18 protein-coding genes are annotated in these 18,968 nt (G+C 65.0%); 7 read left to right on the top strand and 11 right to left on the bottom strand.

The window, feature by feature from the left end; translation table 11 throughout:
* Positions 1-11 precede the first annotated feature (11 nt).
* The gene (locus ACT17R_RS10110; RefSeq protein ID WP_062901104.1) at positions 12-1,232 is read right to left on the bottom strand and encodes a polyhydroxyalkanoate depolymerase; all 1,221 of its coding nucleotides are present in this window, start codon (positions 1,230-1,232) and stop codon (positions 12-14) included.
* 383 nt (positions 1,233-1,615) lie between these two features.
* Here ACT17R_RS10110 and ACT17R_RS10105 point away from each other — a divergent pair, with 383 nt between their 5' ends.
* Both ACT17R_RS10105 and ACT17R_RS10100 read left to right on the top strand, forming a co-directional pair.
* On the top strand, positions 1,616-3,418 hold the full coding sequence (locus ACT17R_RS10105) for an ABC transporter transmembrane domain-containing protein (protein ID WP_062901105.1): 1,803 nt from the start codon (positions 1,616-1,618) through the stop codon (positions 3,416-3,418).
* A 2-nt stretch (positions 3,419-3,420) separates the two neighbouring features.
* Complete coding sequence (locus ACT17R_RS10100) at positions 3,421-3,960, top strand: DUF1993 domain-containing protein (RefSeq protein WP_062901106.1); 540 nt, start codon at positions 3,421-3,423, stop codon at positions 3,958-3,960.
* A 42-nt stretch (positions 3,961-4,002) separates the two neighbouring features.
* On the opposite strand, the gene ACT17R_RS10095 is transcribed toward ACT17R_RS10100, so the two are convergent.
* From ACT17R_RS10095 to ACT17R_RS10080, 4 genes are all read right to left on the bottom strand, one after another.
* On the bottom strand, positions 4,003-4,425 hold the full coding sequence (locus ACT17R_RS10095; protein WP_263588169.1) for an ExbD/TolR family protein: 423 nt from the start codon (positions 4,423-4,425) through the stop codon (positions 4,003-4,005).
* Positions 4,426-4,696: 271 nt separating this feature from the next.
* Complete coding sequence (locus ACT17R_RS10090) at positions 4,697-5,812, bottom strand: OmpA family protein (protein ID WP_062901108.1); 1,116 nt, start codon at positions 5,810-5,812, stop codon at positions 4,697-4,699.
* Positions 5,813-5,941: 129 nt separating this feature from the next.
* The gene (locus ACT17R_RS10085) at positions 5,942-6,259 is read right to left on the bottom strand and encodes a DUF2793 domain-containing protein (protein WP_217373496.1); all 318 of its coding nucleotides are present in this window, start codon (positions 6,257-6,259) and stop codon (positions 5,942-5,944) included.
* A 7-nt stretch (positions 6,260-6,266) separates the two neighbouring features.
* Positions 6,267-6,650, bottom strand: coding sequence for a hypothetical protein (locus ACT17R_RS10080; protein WP_217373055.1), 384 nt, complete (start codon positions 6,648-6,650; stop codon positions 6,267-6,269).
* A gap of 62 nt (positions 6,651-6,712) precedes the next feature.
* Here ACT17R_RS10080 and ACT17R_RS10075 point away from each other — a divergent pair, with 62 nt between their 5' ends.
* Positions 6,713-7,048, top strand: coding sequence for a hypothetical protein (locus tag ACT17R_RS10075; protein ID WP_062901109.1), 336 nt, complete (start codon positions 6,713-6,715; stop codon positions 7,046-7,048).
* Positions 7,049-7,332: 284 nt separating this feature from the next.
* Here the strand turns inward: ACT17R_RS10075 and ACT17R_RS10070 are convergent, their stop codons facing one another.
* The gene (locus ACT17R_RS10070; protein ID WP_263588168.1) at positions 7,333-7,512 is read right to left on the bottom strand and encodes a hypothetical protein; all 180 of its coding nucleotides are present in this window, start codon (positions 7,510-7,512) and stop codon (positions 7,333-7,335) included.
* A 244-nt stretch (positions 7,513-7,756) separates the two neighbouring features.
* Positions 7,757-8,008, bottom strand: coding sequence for a phage major capsid protein (locus ACT17R_RS10065; protein WP_444809402.1), 252 nt, complete (start codon positions 8,006-8,008; stop codon positions 7,757-7,759).
* 265 nt (positions 8,009-8,273) lie between these two features.
* Here ACT17R_RS10065 and ACT17R_RS10060 point away from each other — a divergent pair, with 265 nt between their 5' ends.
* The 4 genes from ACT17R_RS10060 (at position 8,274) to ACT17R_RS10045 (ending at position 13,899) form a co-directional block, all read left to right on the top strand.
* Positions 8,274-10,415, top strand: a complete 2,142-nt coding sequence (locus ACT17R_RS10060; RefSeq protein ID WP_444809354.1) for a S9 family peptidase — start codon at positions 8,274-8,276, stop codon at positions 10,413-10,415.
* 138 nt (positions 10,416-10,553) lie between these two features.
* Entirely contained in the window at positions 10,554-12,203 is a 1,650-nt protein-coding gene (locus tag ACT17R_RS10055; RefSeq protein ID WP_186401239.1) for a M28 family metallopeptidase, read from the top strand.
* Between the two features lie 96 nt (positions 12,204-12,299).
* Entirely contained in the window at positions 12,300-12,878 is a 579-nt protein-coding gene (locus ACT17R_RS10050; RefSeq protein WP_186401240.1) for a phosphoribosyltransferase, read from the top strand.
* A complete protein-coding gene (locus ACT17R_RS10045) occupies positions 12,871-13,899 on the top strand; it encodes an adenosine deaminase (RefSeq protein ID WP_186401241.1) in 1,029 nt (342 codons plus the stop codon). The genes ACT17R_RS10050 and ACT17R_RS10045 overlap by 8 nt, the downstream gene beginning before the upstream one ends.
* Here the strand turns inward: ACT17R_RS10045 and ACT17R_RS10040 are convergent.
* The 4 genes from ACT17R_RS10040 to ACT17R_RS10025 all read right to left on the bottom strand — a co-directional run bounded on the left by ACT17R_RS10040 (position 13,896) and on the right by ACT17R_RS10025 (position 18,947).
* A complete protein-coding gene (locus ACT17R_RS10040; protein ID WP_062901116.1) occupies positions 13,896-16,004 on the bottom strand; it encodes a TonB-dependent receptor plug domain-containing protein in 2,109 nt (702 codons plus the stop codon). The genes ACT17R_RS10045 and ACT17R_RS10040 overlap by 4 nt on opposite strands.
* Positions 16,004-16,759, bottom strand: a complete 756-nt coding sequence (locus tag ACT17R_RS10035) for a hypothetical protein (RefSeq protein WP_186401242.1) — start codon at positions 16,757-16,759, stop codon at positions 16,004-16,006. Before ACT17R_RS10035 ends, ACT17R_RS10040 begins: the two co-directional genes overlap by 1 nt.
* Before the next feature lie 113 nt (positions 16,760-16,872).
* The gene (locus tag ACT17R_RS10030; RefSeq protein ID WP_062901118.1) at positions 16,873-18,573 is read right to left on the bottom strand and encodes a M56 family metallopeptidase; all 1,701 of its coding nucleotides are present in this window, start codon (positions 18,571-18,573) and stop codon (positions 16,873-16,875) included.
* Entirely contained in the window at positions 18,570-18,947 is a 378-nt protein-coding gene (locus ACT17R_RS10025; RefSeq protein WP_003043189.1) for a BlaI/MecI/CopY family transcriptional regulator, read from the bottom strand. Before ACT17R_RS10025 ends, ACT17R_RS10030 begins: the two co-directional genes overlap by 4 nt.
* Between the last annotated feature and the right edge of the window lie 21 nt (positions 18,948-18,968).

Genomic DNA, 18,968 nt, shown 5'->3' with positions numbered 1-18,968 from the left:
CGGGCATCCTGTCAGCCGCCGTTGGCGCGAATCCATTTTTCGACGACCGGTGCAATCTCTTCCCGCCACTTGCGGCCGTTGAAGATGCCGTAGTGGCCGACGCCTTTTGCCATCAGATATTTCTTCTTGGCGGTCGGCAGTTCGGTGGCGAGGGTCAGCGCCGCCTTGGTCTGGCCGATCCCCGAAATATCGTCACGCTCGCCTTCGATCGCGAGCAGCGCAATATCGTCGATCTTGCCAAGGTCGACGATCTTGCCGCGATGCTCGAATTCGCGCTTGGGCAACAGGTGGCGCTGGAAAACCGCATCGACCGTCTGGAGATAGAATTCGGCGGTCATGTCGCAGACGGCGCGATATTCGTCATAGAATTCCTTGGTCTTGTCCGCACTCTCGCCATCACCGTCGACCAGATGCTTGAACATTTCCCAATGGCTCATCATGTGATTGCCAAGGTTCATCGACATGAAGCCGGCAAGCTGCAGGAAGCCAGGATAGACGCGGCGCCCGGCGCCCGGATACCAGGCCGGAACCGTTGCGATCACATTTTCCTGGAACCATGCATAAGGCCGCGTCGTCGCATGCTGGTTCACCGCGGTCGGCGCCTTGCGCGTGTCGATCGGCCCGCCCATCATCGTCAGCGTGCGCGGGCGGCACTTGTGCTTGTCGGCCGCCATGACAGCTGCGGCGGCGAGGCTCGGAACCGAAGGCTGGCACACGGCGAGCATATGCGCACCCGGCCCGATATGCTCGAGCCAGCCGATCAGATAGTCGATATAGTCATCGAGATCGAATTTGCCCGCTTCGAGCGGGACATTGCGGGCATCGCGCCAGTCGGTGATCCACACATCATGGTCGGGGATCATCCGCTCGACCGTGCCGCGAAGCAGCGTCGCATAATGGCCCGACATCGGCGCGACGATCAGCAGCTTGGGCTTGCCGGCGCTTGCCGCGTGCCGGAAATGCTTGAGCTGGCCGAAGGGCTTGCGCGCCTCGATCGCTTCATCGACGCGCAGCGTCTCGCCATCGACGAGCGTCTCGTACAGTTCGAACCCCGGTTTGCCGCGCGGCGCCGAGGCGTGTGCAAAGACCTCGAGCGCCGAGGCGAACATCGGGCTCGCGCTGAAATAGCCGAGCGGATTGGCGGGATGCTGGATGACCTGCGCGCCCGCGGTCGCCAATGCGCTCGCGCCCGCGAGCCAGCTGCGCTGCATGTCAAAAGCGTGGTACAGCATAATCTGAATTCCTTGCGTCCGGTCGGGCGCTCTTCCGGCATCCCTGTTGGAGCACAGTCTAGGGCAACATCGCCATTGTGCAATGCATCAAAATCATTGCGCGGCGCCTGATGGATAATATTCCGGGACAGCGGCGGCCTCGGCCTGTTCGAGCACCTTCCGCCGCCGCGGCTTCATCGCTTCGCGCAGCGGCATGCCCTATCGCATCACGCAGGCGGGCCTGCGTGCGGTGCCGGCGCGCAACTCGACAATCACTGAGCCGCAGGGCACGCGGGCAATCCGGCCCCGCGCTCCCTTTACGCAGCCTGGCTTCATGGTCCTTGAAGCAGATCGCCATTCTGCATCGTTGAGCGGCATCGGCGCGGCTGCTAGGGCGATGATCAATGGCGACCAAATCCGATAAACCGAACCCACCCCGCAAGCTATCGAGCCTGCGCATGGTCTGGCATCATGCCAGCCGCTATCCGCTCCAGCTGCTGATCGCGGCGATCGCGCTCGGCATCGCGGCGATCGCAACGCTCGCGATCCCCTATCAATTCAAGGAGATGATCGATTCGGGCTTCGTCGCCGGCGGCGGCGATGTCAGCCCGCATTTCCGGTTCTTCTACGTGATCGTTCTCATCCTCGCGATTGCGACGGCGCTCCGCTTCTATTTCGTGAGCTGGCTCGGCGAACGCACCGTCGCCGATATCCGCGAGGCGGTGCAGCGTAACCTTCTGCGCCTGGCCCCCGGCTTCTTCGAAGAAAACCGCCCCTCAGAAATCGCCTCGCGCATGACGGCGGACACGGCGATCATCGAACAGACCGTCGGAACCACGGTTTCGGTCGCACTGCGCAATACCGTTATGGGGATCGGCGGGATTGCCTATCTCTTCTCGCTCTCGCCGAAACTTACGGGCGGGATTCTGCTCGGCATCCCGATCATCATCATGCCGATCGTGCTGCTCGGGCGCCGCCTGCAAAACGTCTCGCGCTCAAGTCAGGATCGCGTCGCCGACATCGGTGCGACCACGGCCGAACAGCTCGGCGCGATGAAGATCGTCCAGGCCTTCGGGCAGGAAACGCGCGAGGCCGAACGCTTCACCAGCGCCGTCGAAGCCAATTTCGCCACCGCCAAGCGCCGCATCCGGCTCCGCGCCACGATGACCGCGATTGTTATCGGGCTGCTGTTCGGAGCCATCACCACCTTGCTCTGGTATGGGGCCGAAGGCGTGGCCGCGGGCACGATCACGGGCGGCACCATTGCCGCCTTCGTCCTGACCGGCGGCCTTGTCGCGGGTGCGTTCGGCGCGCTGACCGAAGTCTATGGCGATCTGCTTCGCGCGGCCGGTGCCGCCGAACGCCTCAATGAACTGCTGATCGCCGAGCCGAGCATTGCCCCGCCGCCGGCCCCTCGCGCTCTGCCGGAGACCGCGACCGGTACGCTCGAATTTGATCATGTCGAATTCCGCTACCCGACGCGCCCCGACGCGCCCGCGCTGCACGATTTCAGCCTATCCATTCGCGCGCGCGAAACGGTCGCGATCGTGGGCCCCTCGGGTGCCGGCAAATCGACGCTCTTCCAGCTCGCCGAGCGCTTCTACGATCCGCAAGGCGGCGAAATCCGCCTCGACGGCGTCGCGCTGCCCGAGCTCGACCCCGCCGACCTGCGCGCCCGGATCGCGATGGTGCCGCAGGAAACGGTGATATTCGCGGCGTCGGCGCGCGACAATCTGCGCTATGGCAACTGGCTGGCCACCGACGACGAGCTATGGGCCGCCGCGCGCGCGGCCAATGCGGAAGAATTTCTGCGCAAGCTTCCCGATGGCCTTGATACTTTCATGGGCGAAGGGGGCGCCCGCCTGTCGGGCGGCCAGCGTCAGCGTGTTGCAATCGCCCGCGCGCTGCTCCGCCGCGCGCCGCTGCTGCTACTCGACGAGGCCACCTCGGCGCTTGACGCCGAGTCCGAAAAACTCGTTCAGGATGCGCTCGAGGCGCTGATGCACGACCGCACCACCGTCGTCATCGCGCACCGCCTCGCGACCGTCCGCGCCGCCGATCGCATCATCGTGATGGACGAAGGCCGTATCGTCGAGGAAGGTCGCCACGACGATCTCGTCGCCGCCGACGGGCTCTATGCACGGCTCGCGCGCCTGCAGTTCCAGGATAATCTTGCCGCCGATCAGGCAGCCGTGATGGAGAAATAGCGATGTCGCTCTATGATCTGACCGTTCCCGCCTACGTCAATGCGCTCGGCGCGCTCTCGGCGCAGCTTGCAAAGGCGCAAACATGGGGTTCCGACAATGCCGTGGGTGAGCTGCAATTCGCCGCCGGCCGGCTGGCCCCCGACATGTTTCCCTTGCCGACGCAGATCCGTTTCGCCTGCGGCCAGGCCGTCAGCGGGCTTGCCCGGCTCGGCGCATCGGGCGGCCCCGATTTCCCCGATGACGCCGCGGACTTTGCGGAAATGCAGGATCAGATCGCGCGCACGCTGACTTTTCTCGATACGATCGACCCCGCGTCGCTCGGCGAGGACGATGATCGACCGGTCAGCTTCGATCTGCCCAACGGCATGGTCTTCGACCTTACCGCCGCGACCTATGTTCGCGACTGGGCGCTGCCGCAATTCTACTTCCACGTCGTCGCGGCCTATGCCGTCATGCGTCATCTTGGGGTACCGCTCGGCAAGGCCGATTATGCCGGCTATATGATGCAACATCTACGCCCCGGCACAGCGCCGGCCGCCTGACCGGCGCGCCCGACATCGGATACCCGCGCAGGGGGCTGTAAGTCAGACCAGACCGCCGTACCGCTGAATGCCGGGAAACGCGATCTTGCTGCCCCCGTTGCGACGAATCGCGCCGATGGCCTGATCGACCCGCAGATAGCGCGCCTGCGCGTCGGGTTCGAACAGCAGCGTTGCCGGAACCGCCCGCTCGGACGCTGCCTTCACCAGTTGGCCCAGTTCGGCGAGGTCGACGGCGTTGCCGTTCCAGCGAATGATGTCGCTGGTGTCGATGCTGACGCGATTTTGGTCGCGAACTTCGAAAGGCGCCGGACCGGCGGGCAGCGTGACATCGACCTTGTGCGTCGGCGGCGGAATGGTGATGACGAACATCACCAGCATTACGAGCATGACGTCGATCAGCGGCGTGGTGTTGATGTCGGGGCTGCCGTTCGGATCGGCGCGAAAGATGCTGCGGCGTCGACGCATTCTGTCTCTCCCTGTCCATCGGGAGCGCCAACATTTCATCCTCGCGTGCCAGCGCGCCCGCCTTGTCCGAGGCAAACCCGTTCATCGAGGCGCCTCACAGATATGATATATCATTTATCCTGAGGAGCAAGGCTCAAATTCTGCGTCGTCGCCCCGGCAAGCCCCGCCATCAGCCGCAGGTGTCATCGAAGAGCCCAAATAAAGAAAGGGCGGCACCTTGCGGTACCGCCCTTCTTTTTCGTCCAATCCCCGTCGGGGATGGAAACCGGTCTTACATGCCCGAGTTTGGACCGTAAGTGATTTCCACGCGACGGTTCTGGTCGTTGCGGACGCCATCGGCGGTTGCAACGGCCGGGCGGGTTTCGCCGAACGCCTGCGTCGTGATCGAGCCATCGGCGACACCACGAGCCGTCATGTACGACTTCACGGCATCGGCGCGACGCTGCGACAGACCGACGTTGTACTTGGCCGAACCCGAACGGTCAGCGTGACCGGCGAGCATGACCTGCTGGCCACTGCAGCCACGGTTGTAAGCGCTGATCGCGTTGTCCAGCGTTGCAGCCGCTTCCGGCGTGATCGCCGACTGATCCCAGTCGAAGTACACGATATACGGTCCGGGTTCGCAAACCGGCGGCGGCGGCGGCGGCGGCGGCGGAGCCGGCGGCGGCGGCGGCGGCGGCGGCGGCGGAGCCGGCGGCGGCGGCGGCGGAGCTTCTGCGCCACCGAAGTTGTAGGTCAGCGTTCCGAGCAGCGAGTGCGAACGGAAACGACCCGAAACGTCGCGGCCAAGCTGGTCGACCATCTTCAGATCGCTGACATTGAAGAAGCGATACTTCAGACCGGCATCCCAATGCTTGGTCAGCGGCGCGCGAACACCGGCGATTGCCTGCCACGCGAAGCGCGTGTCGGAATCGTCGAGGAAGTTGGTTGCGAAGACCGGCTGAACCGAAACGCGTGCAACACCCGCACCGCCGCCGACGAAGCCCTGCAGGCCATCGTCGTCACCGAAGTCGAACATACCATTGGCCATGAAGCTCAACGCGTTCGAGTCGCCATTCAGCGGCGTATTGCCGGTGAAGAGCCCGCCCGTCGAACTCGCCGGAATCCCGGGAGTTGAAAAACGACCACCGGTGATGTCGGCTTCACGATAGCCGACTTCGACTTCAGCGCGGAAACCGCCGAAGTCATAACCGACAGTGCCTTCGAAATCATAACCGGTACGATGATCGAGCGTTCCCGCATTAGCGACGGTGCCGATATCGAGGTCGATGTCCTCGACGATCATGACACCACCACCGACACCAACATACCACGAGTTGTCGCGCGCCATAGCAGGCGACGCAAGGGCAGTGGAGGCCAACGCCACAGCGACGGCAAGCTTCCTCATAATGGATTCCCCTTTCAATTGAGATTACGTCTCGACAGACGTCCTACTCGTGCCTTTGGTTCCACGCAAGTAAACAAATCGACAATCTGTTGCCAAAAAGTCGCACTTTCTGCGCGAACAGAAGCAAAATCAGTCAGCGATCATAATACCATGCGCCACCATAAGCGCAAGCAGCGCGTCTATTGCCGCACGCGCTTCCAGGCCGATCGTCGTGCCCCCATCGGGATTCGCAATAGCGATGGGTAGAGTCCATTTGGAGCCGCCGAAACGTAACGCGGCACCGTCGCTGATCCGTCTGACACGCATCCCGGACAAGGGCGCGACAATTCGCCATCCGCCTGCGGTCCAGAGCGCCAGCCGACCCGCCTCGCTGGCCCATGCACCGGTCGCGGCTCCATCCACGATCCAGCAATTGCCCGCGGCAGGGGCTTCGCGCGGGGTTGCCAGCGGCCCATCAACGGCGGCGGGGAAAGGCGGAAATCACCGACCTGTTGAACAAAAGCGCGCTTCCCGCCGGTATTGCTGCCAGCAGCGCGGCATCCAGGACCAGCTGGGATCCAGTGCAATCCCACGGGCCGAGCCCCGGCATCAAGGGCACCAGCATCGTCTGCCACAGCTCGCGGCCCTCGCCGGGCGGATCGACCTGACCGCGCCAGCCGTTACTGGCGCGGCTACGCCGCACCCTATGCGCCTCGATCGCGCCATCGGCAGCCGCACACGCATATCCATGCACCGGCGACAGCGGCCGCAGCGCTCGCGCCGCCGATGGCACCGGCACATCGACCAGTTCGATGCCACCTTGCGCCGTCGCCGATCTGCAGCAGAAAGGCGCTCCCATTTTTAATAGCCATCGTCTACATCTCTTCGCACATAATCATCCGCAAACTGGGGAGTCGCAGGATGCTTGTTTTTTCCATTCTTCTCGCTGCCATGGCGCCGTCGCCCGCCGCCGCCGTCGACAATTCGCGTGCGGTCTTCACCAAATGCCTGCGCGATCACATGAAGAAGTCGCTCGAGGCAAAGATGGGCGAAGCCGAATATGAACTCGCGCTCAAGGAAACGTGCGGCACCGAACGCGATGCGTTCCGCAGCGCAATAGTCGCGCTCGATCGCGCCGATGGCGACACTGCCGCCGAAGCGGCCGAAGACGCGGATTCGCAGGTCGAGGATTACCACGCGACCTTCATCGACAAGTTCAAGGATTATACCGAAACCAAGACAATGCCCGCCGACTAGACGCGGGACGAGGCGGGCGGACCAATTCGGACCGTCCGGCCATCACCCGCCATGCGGTGGTGAACGACCCGACGGGTCTCGGCCGGTTGCGGAATTTCTGCCACCCTCCGGCAGGCGGGAGCGGTTGGGGGTGGGCTTGCGACTTTGAATATACCCACTGCGCTGCGGCTAGCGAGCAAGCTCGCAACGCTCACTGCCGCTCCCCCTTTGCGGGAGGGGAGGACAGCGGACGCTTCAAGGCTCCGCTTCCATCCCATCCCCGCCGCACTTGATTATTCCCTACCCTAACCATCCCCAAACAGGCAGCGGCATCGCAGCGCCATCTCGTGCCGCCAGCCGCCGTCGCGCCCGAAGCGCGTTCGCGTCCGTTCGACCCGCGCCCCCGCCATCGCCCGGCCGTCGGCACCGCCGCGCAGCGCCCCCGCGATCGCCCCGCCGCGCCGGCAATCGTATAAGGGAAACATCTAGCGACAGGCTCGGCGCCCGCGAACCGGCGTTGGCCGGGCACCGCGCCGCTCGGCGTCAGCGAGCCGGTCCCGCCCTCGTTGCACAGCGCGCGCACCATATCGGCGAAAAAGGGGGTCGGCATGGCAGGACCATCCTGTCGAATATTGACCTGATTTTGGAGTGGAATGCCGGCCGGTAGGCGCCCGGCCCGTCCCGAAAGGGAAGGGAGCCGGGACCGGGCGCCCTCGCGCACCAGCCGCTTTAGCTGGCGGCGAACTTAAACAGCTTGATGGCGTTCGAATCGATGATCGCACCGCCCACCCTTTTGGTTGCATAGAAATGCACGAAAGGCTTGTTGCTTAACGGATCGCGCAAGATTCCCGTCACCCGCGCCGACGCCGCGACATTCGACGATTCTGCCAGCGATGCCAGAAAAATGTCCATCTGACTGCGAGCCGGACTTGGCCTGCCACCCGTCTCCCAAAACAAAGGGCCGGAACGCCCCTCCCGCATCGAAGGGTGCCAGCCCCAAACGCAGTTCTTCATGATGTGGCCTCGTGCCATAAGAGCGTGGTAATATCAATAGAAAATAACCTATATGGCTATTAGCTTGTCCGACCAGAAGATGGCGCCAAGGTCGCGCGCTGATTTCCCCTCCTGCAGGCGGGAGGGGAGGAGAAAATCACAACCCACCATCCCTTTCCCACCCGCTCGATTGACGCGCCGCGCCAGATGGTTACACCCTCAACCATCCACCGGAAAAAGGGGCACCCATATTATGCGCAAACTCGCCTTGCTCGGCGCGAGCCTTCTCACCCTCGCAGCGCAGCCGCTTCACGCGCAGCAAGGCGCCGTTTCCGAGCACGCGAGCGCTCCCGCCGCAACCGCCTCCGCGCCGGATGACGCAACCGGCAGCGCACAGACCGGGCCGCAGCGCCGGTTCACCGGTGAGGATCTTTTCGGCCTCGCCGCCGCATCGGACCCGCAGATCAGCCCGGACGGGCGCCACATCGCCTATGTCCGCCGCGCGAACGACATCATGTCCGACCGCGCGGTCAGCACGATCTGGCTGGTCGACACCCAGACCGGCGCCGAAGTCCCCGCTGCGGGACGCGGCGGTGATGCCTTTTCGCCGCGCTGGTCGCCCGACGGCAAGCGGCTTGCCTATGCATCGACCGAGGGCGGCAGCGTCCAGCTCTGGGTGCGCTGGATGGACGGAGGCGAGGCGGTAAAGCTCACCGGCCTGCCGACCAGCCCGTCGAGCATCACCTGGTCGCCCGATGGCCGGTCGATCGCCTATACGATGCTCGTCAAGGACGATGCGCCGCGGTTCGGCAAGGCCCCCGCGAACAAGCCCGAAGGCGCCAAATGGGCCGCGCCGCTGGAGGTCCACGACCTGCTCACCTACCGCGCCGACGGCCAGGGCTATATCGAACCGGGGTTCGAAAAGATCTTCCTTGTCTCGGCGACCGGCGGCGCGCCGCGCCAGCTGACCTTCGGCCCCTATCATGACGGCGGTCCGCTCAGCTGGTCGCGCGACGGCGCGATGCTCTATTTCAGCGCCGACCGCCGCCCCGACTGGGAAAGCGATCCGCTCGAAAGCAACATCTATGCGCTCGACGTCGCAAGCGGCTCGATCACTCAGCTCACGACGCGCAAGGGCCCCGATGCCAATCCGCTGGTATCGCCCGACGGTCGGATGATCGCCTATCTCGGTTTCGACGACCGGCTGCGCGCCTATGAAAACACCGGCCTCTACGTGATGAACCGCGACGGATCGAACAGCCGCCGCATCGCCCCCGACTGGGATTTCAGCGTCGACGGCCTCGCGTGGGACGCCGACGGGCGGGGCCTCTATGCCCAATATGACGAGCATGGCGAAACCAAAGTGGCACGCATCGGCCTCGACGGATCGGTCCGCACCGTCGCCAGCGGATTGACGAGCAGCGGACTCGACCGGCCCTATTCGGGAGGCAGCTTTTCGGTCGCCGACAATGACGCGATCGCCTTCACCGGCGGCGGCCCGGCGCGGCCGGCCGAAGTCGAACTGGCGGCCGGCGGCAAAACGCGCGTCCTCACCAACCTCAACCGCACGCTGCGCGAGGTGAAGGCGCTGGGCGAGGTGCGCAAGATCACCGCCACGTCGAGCGTCGAGGGGCTGTCGATCGACGGCTGGCTCACCCTGCCGCCGGGCTATCGCGAGGGGCAGCGCGTACCGCTGATCCTCGAAATCCATGGCGGGCCGTTCGCCGCTTATGGGCCGCATTTTTCGACCGATAACCAGCTTTATGCCGCGGCGGGCTATGCCGTCCTCTCGGCAAACCCGCGCGGCTCGACCAGCTATGGCGCGGCCTTCGCCAATGCGATCGACAAAAATTATCCCGGCAATGATTATTTCGACCTGATGAGCATCGTCGATCGCGCGATCGACCTCGGCATCGCCGACCCCGACGCGCTCTTCGTCACCGGCGGGTCTGGGGGCGGCGTGCTGACGAGCTGGATCGTCGGCAAGACCGACCGCTTCAAGGCCGCGGTAGCCCAAAAGCCTGTGATCAACTGGACGACGCAGGCGCTCACTGCCGACGGTCCCGCCTTCTTCGGCCGTTACTGGATCGGCGCGATGCCGTGGGAGGATCAGACGCCGTTCTGGAGCCATTCGCCGCTGTCGCTGGTCGGCAACGTCAAGACCCCGACCATGGTCGTCGTCGGCAGCGAGGATTATCGCACCCCGGTCAGCGAGTCGGAGCAATATTATACCGCGCTGCGTCTGCGCGGCATCCCGACGGTGCTGGTCAAGGTGCCGGGCGCCAGCCACGGCGGCATCGCAGCCCGCCCGTCGCAGGCTGCCGCAAAGGCATCGGCGATCCTCGCCTGGTTCGAAAAATACAAGAAGGGGTGGACGCCGGCCGCCAAGGATTGAGCGCGGGCTGGCGCCCGCGCGAGACTTGCTTGGTCGGACAGGTGGGCGCCTCTCGCCCCCGCCGCTCTACGGCGGTTCCAATTGCCGCGCATCCTGCTAGGGTCGGCGCTTCCCCAACCAACGGAGCCCGCTCCCCTGATGTTTCTGCGCCCTCTCGCCGCCCTGCTCGCTGCCGCCTTTGCCGTCCCCGCGCTTGCGCAGGATATCAGCACCGCCAATCTGACCGAGACTGTCCGCACCCTCGCGTCGGACCAGTTTCAGGGCCGCGCCCCCGGAACGGTCGGCGAAGAGCGTACCGTCGGCTATCTGATCGGCCGGCTTCAGGCGCTCGGACTCGAACCCGCCGGCCCGAACGGCGAATGGACGCAGCCGGTGCCGCTGCTCCATACGCGCCTCGGCACCCCGACCGCGCTCGCCTTCGACCGGCAGGGCAGCGCCACCCCGCTCACCCTCGGCACCGACATCTATGTGTCGAGCCAGCAGGACAAGGATGTGGCGGCGATCGCCGATGCGCCGATGGTTTTCGTCGGCTATGGCGTCCACGCGCCCGAACGCGGCTGGGACGACTTCAAGGGCGTCGACCTCAAGGGCAAGGTCGCGGTCTTTCTGGTCAACGACCCCGATTTCGTCGCGACGAAGGGCGAAGACAGCTTCGGCAAATTCGGCGGCCGCACGATGACCTACTATGGCCGCTGGACCTACAAGTTCGAAGAAGCGGCCCGCCGCGGCGCCATCGCGGCGCTGATCGTCCACGACACCGACGGCGCAGGCTATGGCTGGAACGTCGTGAAAAGCCCCGGCGGCGAAAACTACAGCCTCGTCGTACCACCCGAAAAGGCGACCAGCCTTGCGCTTCAGGGCTGGATTTCGGGCGAGGCCTCGACCCGGCTGTTTGCATCAGCCGGTCAGGATCTCGCAAAGCTGCGCATTGCGGCCCGGCGCAAGGATTTTCGTCCCGTCGACCTCGGCACCGGCTTTCGGGCGTCGATTCCGGTCACGCATGAGGTCGTGCGCAGTCAGAATGTTCTCGCCAAAATCTCGGGCACCGACCGTGCTGACGAGGTCGTGATGTATGGCGCGCATTGGGATGCCTATGGCGAGGGCAAGCCCGACGAAAAGGGCCGCATCTACCGCGCCGGTGCGAACGACGACGCGCTCGGCGTTGCGGCGCTGATCGAAATCGCACGCGGTTTCAAGGCCGCACCGCCCACCGATCGCACGCTGCTTTTCGCCTTCTGGACCGCCGAAGAGCGCGGCCTTCTCGGGTCTGAGGCCTATGCACAGGCGCCCGTCTATCCGGTTGAAAAGACGGTCGCGAACCTTGGCATCGACATTCTTCAGACGGCAGGCAAGTCAAAGGACGTCATTCTCGTCGGCAAGGGCCAGGGCACGCTCGAGGATGATCTCGCCCGCGTCGCCGCGATGCAGGGCCGCACCGTATCGCCCGAAAGCCTTCCCGAACGCGGCCTCTTCTTCCGCGCCGATCATTTCAGCATGGCCAAGCGCGGCGTCCCCGTGTTGCTGCTCATGGGCATCGCCGGCGTGTCCGACCTTGTCGAAGGCGGCAAGGAAGCAGGGCAGAAATGGGTCGATGACTATACCGGCCGCTGTTACCATCAAGCTTGCGACGCATGGGATGAAAGCTGGAACTTGGCAGGCGCCGCGCAGGATATCGCGCTCTTCTACACGATCGGCGACGAGCTCGCGCGCTCGGGCAAATGGCCCGGCTGGAAGAGCGGCAGCGAGTTCAAGGCGCTGCGCGACCAGACCGCCGCTACCCGCAAATAGCATCTTGGCTGCGAGGCGGCCGGGCGGTCGGTAGAGAGAGAAGACGCCCCGTCGCCGCGCCTTGCCCGGCGCTTCGCCTGCGTATAACTCCGGCCCATGACCACCGACAAGATCTACATCAGCGCCAACGACCTTCTTGCCGATTCGTTGCGGCTCGGGATGCAGGTGATCGACAGCGGTTTTGCGCCGACACATCTCGTCGGCATCTGGCGCGGCGGGGCGCCCGTCGGCATCGCGGTCCAGGAATTGCTGGAATATCACGGCGTTCACAGCGACCATATCGCGATCCGCACCTCATCCTATCACGGCATCGACCGCCAGGACACGCAGGTGAAGGTCTTCGCGCTCGGCTATCTGATCGATACACTCGATCCCGAGGACCGGCTGCTCATCATCGACGATGTTTTCGATAGCGGTCGCAGCATTCGAGCCTTTCTCGCCGAACTCAGGGCGCGATGCCGCCACAATATGCCGCGCGATATCCGGATCGCGACCGTCTATTACAAACCGCGCCGCAACGTCACCGATCTCAAACCCGATTTCTTCGTCCATGAAACCGACCAATGGCTGATCTTCCCGCACGAAATCGACGGGCTGACGATCGACGAAATACGCCGCCACAAACCCGAGGCGGCGATCATCCTGCGCGAAGAAACGGAGACGCCGCATGGCTGACGATTTTGCCACCCCCGCAGACCGGGCGGCCTTCATCGCCGCGCTCCCGAAGGCGGAGTTGCACCTGCATATCGAAGGATCGCTCGAACCCGAACTGATGTTCGAACTCGCGCGGCGCAACGGCATCGCCATCCCGTTTGCGACGATCGATGATGTCCGCGCGGCCTATGCCTTTTCGAACCTGCAGGATTTTCTCGACATCTATTATCAGGGGATGGGCGTCCTGCAGACTGAACAGGATTTCTATGACCTGACGGCCGCCTATCTCGCGCGCGCGCATGCCGATGGCGTTCGCCACAGCGAGATCTTCTTCGATCCCCAGGGCCACACTGCGCGCGGCATCCCCTTCGCGACCGTCATCGGCGGTATCACCCGCGCGCTCGACGATGCGCAGGCCCGTTATGACATGAGCTCGCGGCTCATCATGTGCTTTCTGCGCCATCTCAGCGAGGAGGAGGCCGAGGCGACGCTCGACGAAGCGCGCCCATGGCTCGACCGGATCGACGGAGTCGGTCTCGATTCGTCCGAAGTCGGCCACCCGCCCGCCAAGTTCCAGCGCGTCTTCGCCCGCGCCCGCAACCTCGGCCTGCGCCTCGTCGCCCATGCGGGCGAGGAGGGGCCGCCTGAATATGTGCACGAAGCGCTCGATCTGCTGGGCGTCGATCGCATCGACCACGGCAATCGCAGCCTCGAGGACGAAGCCCTTGTCGCGCGGCTCGCCGATGACGCGATGTGCCTGACCGTGTGCCCGCTTTCCAATCTCAAGCTTTGCGTCGTCGACGACATGACCGCGCATCCCCTCAAGACGATGCTGGATGCCGGGCTTCTTGCTACCGTGAACAGCGACGACCCAAGCTATTTCGGCGGCTATGTGAACGCCAACTACACCGTCGTCGCCGATGCGCTCGATCTGTCGCGGGACGAGCTTGTCACGCTCGCCCGCAACAGTTTTCTCGGCGCCTTCCTCGATGACGACGCCAAGGCGCGTCATCTCGCCGCGATCGACGCCTACGCGGCCTAGAATTTCCCGCGAACCGAGAAAGCGAAGATCGGCCCGATCAACCGGTCGCGCTTTTCGACGAAGGCAATCGGGCTTTCGCCGCGCAATCCCGTCCATACCGTGCGGTCGCGCTTCGACCTTGCATTGAGGATGTTCGCCACCGTCGCACGGACCGTCAGACCGAACACATCCTTGTTCTCGACAAAGATGTTGGCGAACACAGGCCCTTCCCACGCGGTGTCGATCTGGTTGCGGCGATAGACCGGCTGGTAATGCGAATGGTTGGCGCTTGCGCCCCAGGCCCAGTCGCTACCGGGAATATCGTGGCGCAGACTCAGCTCGACGACCCGGTCGGTGAAGCCGTTCCACTGGCGCGTCTCGCCGGTGAAGGGGTCGCGCAGCGAGCTTTTCTGAAGTAGCAGCCGGGTTTCGATCTTCATGCCCTTGATGCCGGCCGGATCGAGATTGATCGTCGAGGTCCAGTCGATCGCGCCGGCGCGCGCCTTGGCAATATTGCCGACGCCTTCGCCATCGCCGATCGGGATCACGTCGACCCGGTCTTCGACATCGCGGTACACGAAGAACAGCTTTGTCGATCCCCACGCCCCGAACCGCTTGTTGACTTCCAGTTCATAGCTCCAGTCCTGCTGCGGCCGCAGATCGGTGTTGCTGCCATTCTGGTTGTCGTCGTTCAGGAAGGCGCGCGCGAGGAAATCGTAGAAGCTCAACTGCAGCACGCGGCGCCGGATCTTGAGCGACATGTCGAAATCGGGCGCCGGTGCCCAGGCGATCGACAGCGATCCCTTCGGTCGGAAGAAGCTGCGGGTCAGGCCGTTCGCGCCGCTTTGCGTGATCGTTGATCGCTCGGCGCCCGCAACGATCTGCACGTTCAGCTTGTCGGTGATCTTGCGGCCAAAGCTCAACAGGCTTTCGTAGCGATCCTCCTTCACGCCGCCGGTACCGCCCGGGAACGGAAGCTCGACGAAAGCCCCCGTCGGATCGAGCGTATAAAGCGCCGCAACATTGTCGAGCGTGTTGAACGCCGCCTCCCCCGACAACTCCCAATCGCCCCCCAGCATCTTCCACTGATATTCGCCGCGCGCGATCGTCTCGCCGATATCGCCCGTCTGGGTGAAGCGATCGCCGACCGCGGGCGATCCGTCCGAAAAGCTGGTAATTACTTCCTGCGAATAGGGTTCGTGGCTGAAGCGGCGCAGCCCGATCAGCTTCAGCTTTCCGGGGCCAACCCCGAACTGATAATCGCCGTTGACTTCGTAATTCCAGCTGTTCGGATTTTCGCGAACGGTGCGATATTCGTCGGGGGCGCCATCGCGCGTCCGGCGTCCGAATTCGACATAGGGATTGTAGATGCGCTGATAATGGGCGCCCAGATGGCCTACCGTATCGGCGGGGCCGTCCCAGGTCAGCCGCCCTGAAAGCTTGGGCGTGTCATAGGGACTGCGCCAGACATCGTGGCGGCGCTCGATGATGTTGCCGTCGCCGTCGGTGATGATCGTCGGCCCACCCGCGGAACTGCGCGCCGAATCATTGTTATAGAGACCCAGTTCATATTCGATCGCTCCCTTGCGGCCGCGGACCGAAATGTCGCCGCGCGTGTAGAGCGGATGCGCATAATGAGCGCGAAACTCGGGCTTCCACGCAAATTGACCCGAAAAATCGTCGGCGCGATAAACGATATTGGCCACCTGACCCGATAGACCGGGGATATCGAGCGAGGCGCCGTCGACGATTTCGATGCGTTCGACATTCCCGGCGGGAATGCGCGACAGCAATGTCACCATATCGTCCGACTTCGTCGAGGGACGCTCGCCGTTGAACAGGACATTGCCTGTCGCCTGCCCGAGCCCGCGGAGCTGTTCATTGTCGCGGATCGAAAAGCCCGGAACCTGATTGAGCATGTCATAGGCGTTCTTGGGCGCGTAGCGGACGAAGTCGGCGGGGGTGAAGACCTGCCGCGCGCTGCCGCCACTCGCCGGAGCGGCGGCCGGAGCCGGGACCGGCGGCGGGGCTGCGCTGTCGACCGCCGCATCCTGCGCGCACGCAGTCGTCGCCGACATCGATGCGGCAAGGGCGGCCGCCAGCGCCATTGCGCTCGTCATCCGCATCACTGCGTGCCTCCGGCTGCCGCATTCATCGAGCGCGCATAGTCGGGGGTAATTCCCAACGCCTTCATGCTGATCACCTGGTCGGAGGTCAGCTTTGCATATCCGGCCGCTGCCAGCCCGCGCACATAGTCGCGGTCGACGCCCAGCGCCTTGCACGCGATCGCATCGTTGATCGAGGTGAGCCGAAGCGCGCCCGATTGGAGGTCGCGGACATAGGCGGGCGTCACCTTCAACGCTGCCGCCGCGACAAGTTCGCCGGTGTGCGGACGAAGCCCCGCGTCGATCAGGCCGTCGGCCAGTTCCACCGTCGCATCGACCATCAACATGGCGAGTTGTTCCTTGCGCGTCGGCGTGCCGACACCGCGGCTCTCCAGCGCGGTCGCGAAGCCGGCATCGGGCGCAAAGCGGCATTGTCCCTCGCCCTCATAGGCTGCGTGCAGACTGCCCGTGCAATCGAGGCGGCCCGCCGCGTGCACCACGCTGAAGCTGACCGGGCCGCGCCCGCCGCCCAGCGTGTCCCGCGCCGCGGAAAATTCCGCGCGGGCACCGTCGAGAGCGACACTGCTGGTTGATTGCTTGGCGCGAAGCTGCAGGCGCGGATCGCCGTCGCCGTCGTCGGGCTGCGAGACATCCCAGCGGATCGCGCTGCTCTCCTGGGCCGAGGCCGCGGTCGGCTGCGCAGGGGCGGCGCAGGCGATCAAGGTCAACAGCACGCTGCCGGCGGCGACGAACAATGTCTTCGATTGCGGTTTCATTGGGGGCACTCCTCCTCCGTGCGCCGGGCGAGCATCATCGCTCGCCGCCGCAGCGGCGTTTCAAAATCAGGCTTCGATGAGCGGCGGCTTGGCTTCGGCCAGTGGCCGAAGGGTCAGTCCTGCGGCGCCGCGGGATTTTCGGGCGGCGCTGGCGGGCGCGGCGGACTTATCCGCGTGACCTTGCCGTCGGCGCTGCGCGCCTCGAGCGTTCCGTCCGAGCCGATGCGCGCGGTCGCGCCCGAACTGGACCGGACTTCGCTATAGGCCCCGCCCCAATTGCCCAGCGCGCGCGCCTCGATCGCGTCGTCGGGGTCGCGCATCGCGCGGCCCGCGGCACGCATCTGGCGGACATAGTCGCCGGTGACGCCCATGGCCCGCATCGCCGTCAGATCGTCGAGATTCACATCGGGGAAATAGCGGCGCATGTCGCGGGCATAGGCCGGGTCGATGCCCACCGCTTTCGCGCCAACCAGATCGCCGACGTCGGCGTTCGGAAAGACACGGCGCATCGCATTGATATAGGCCGGGTCGACGCCGGTCGCCTTGGCCGCGATAATGTCGTCGGCATCAGCATGGCCGCTTTCGCGCATCTTGCGGACATCGTCGGGTGTCACGCCGACCGCGCGCATGCCGACAAGATCGTCGGGCGACAGCGGCTTGCGGGCAGTAGCAGGGGCCGGCTTGTCGGTCCGCTCGCCCGCCGAACCCACGGCCGCGGCGGACTGCAATGCCGCGGCCGGGGCGGTTGCGACGGGGGTGTGGACAGGCCCCGACGCGGACGGTGTGGCAGTCGCGGAAAAGGCGGCGAGCGGCGCCGATACGCCGGCGAGCAGCACCAGGCTCATCAGAACCCAGCTCGCGCTGGCGGGTCCGCGCTTCAGGCTGCCGTCGAGGACGCGGGTGATCCGGCGCTTCAGGCTGTTCTGCGCCGGCGCGACCCCATGGGCGGCAAGCAGCGCGCCCTGATTGTCGTGACGCGCCGCGCCGACGAGCAGCGAGGCATAGTCGGGACCGTCGATGTCGGCGAGCAGCACGGCATCATCGGCCGCTTCCTCGCGCAATTGATGGCTCTCGCGCGCCAGCATCCAGACGAGCGGATTGAACCAGAACAGCGCGCAGGCAAGGCGCGCCGCGAGCAGCTTCGCCCAGTCGAGCCGCGCGACATGCGCCAGTTCGTGCGCGATGATCGCCTCGGCCTCGGCCACGGCATCGACGGCGGCCGGGTTAAGCACGATCGTCGGGCGGACCACGCCCCAACTGATCGGCGAGCGCAGTTCGTTGCTGACCAGCAGCGCTGTCCCATGCTTGAAGCCCATCCGCCGCTGCGCTTCGGCGAGCGCCGACAGCCACGAAGGCTGAACCAGCACATCGGCTCGGCCGCGCATCGCGAACAGCCGCACCACGGCAACCGTCATCAAAAGGGCAAGCAGGAACAGGGGAAAGCTGTACACCCAGATGGCGAGGTCGGCCATCGCGGGCAGCGTCCAACCGGCATCGGCTTTGCTATCCGCAGCCATGGCCGGCGCCGCAGCGCCGGGCTGAGCCGCCGCCGCGGGAGGCGCCTCGACAACCGCCGGTGGCGCCGACATTGCAGGCGCAGATGCTTCGACCCAGTCGGCGGGCAGCGGGGCCCATTCGGGAAGCGCCAGCGTCGCCACCGGCAGCAGCAGCAGCGCCGCCAGCCCGGCATGCGCGATAAGCGAACGCTCGCCTGCCGAACGCGACCGCGCGAGGCGCAGCAACAGCAGCGTCAGCCCGGCGATGATCGCCGATTTCCAGGCAAGACCCAGCAGGGTCGCGGCGGTGATCATCATTTTGTCCTCCCTTCGCGCGCTTCGGCGATCAGCTTTTCCAGCTCATCGAGATCGCCCGCACTCATCTTGTCCTGCATGCCGAGCAGCGCCGCGGCGGCGCTGGTCGCCGATCCGTTGAAAAAGACGCGCACCACCTGGGTCAGCGCCGATTTGCTCGCCGTCTTCTCCTCGACGCTCGGCGCATAGAGAAAGCCGCGATCCGATGCCTCGCGCACAACGAAGCCCTTGGCCTCGAGCCGCTTGAGCATCGCGCGGATCGCCGATCCGGACAGTTCGGCGGGCAAAGCCTCGCCGATTTCAGTCACGGTCGACGCGCCACGTTCGTAAAGAATATCGACAATTTCGCGTTCCCGCGGGGGCAAGCTCGACAACATGCGAATCACCTTTCGCGCTAC

The organism is Sphingopyxis sp. Q841, from assembly GCF_052384365.1.
GTDB classification, from domain to species: Bacteria; Pseudomonadota; Alphaproteobacteria; order Sphingomonadales; family Sphingomonadaceae; genus Sphingopyxis; species Sphingopyxis terrae_A.
This window is presented reverse-complemented; position numbering and strand designations above follow the sequence as displayed.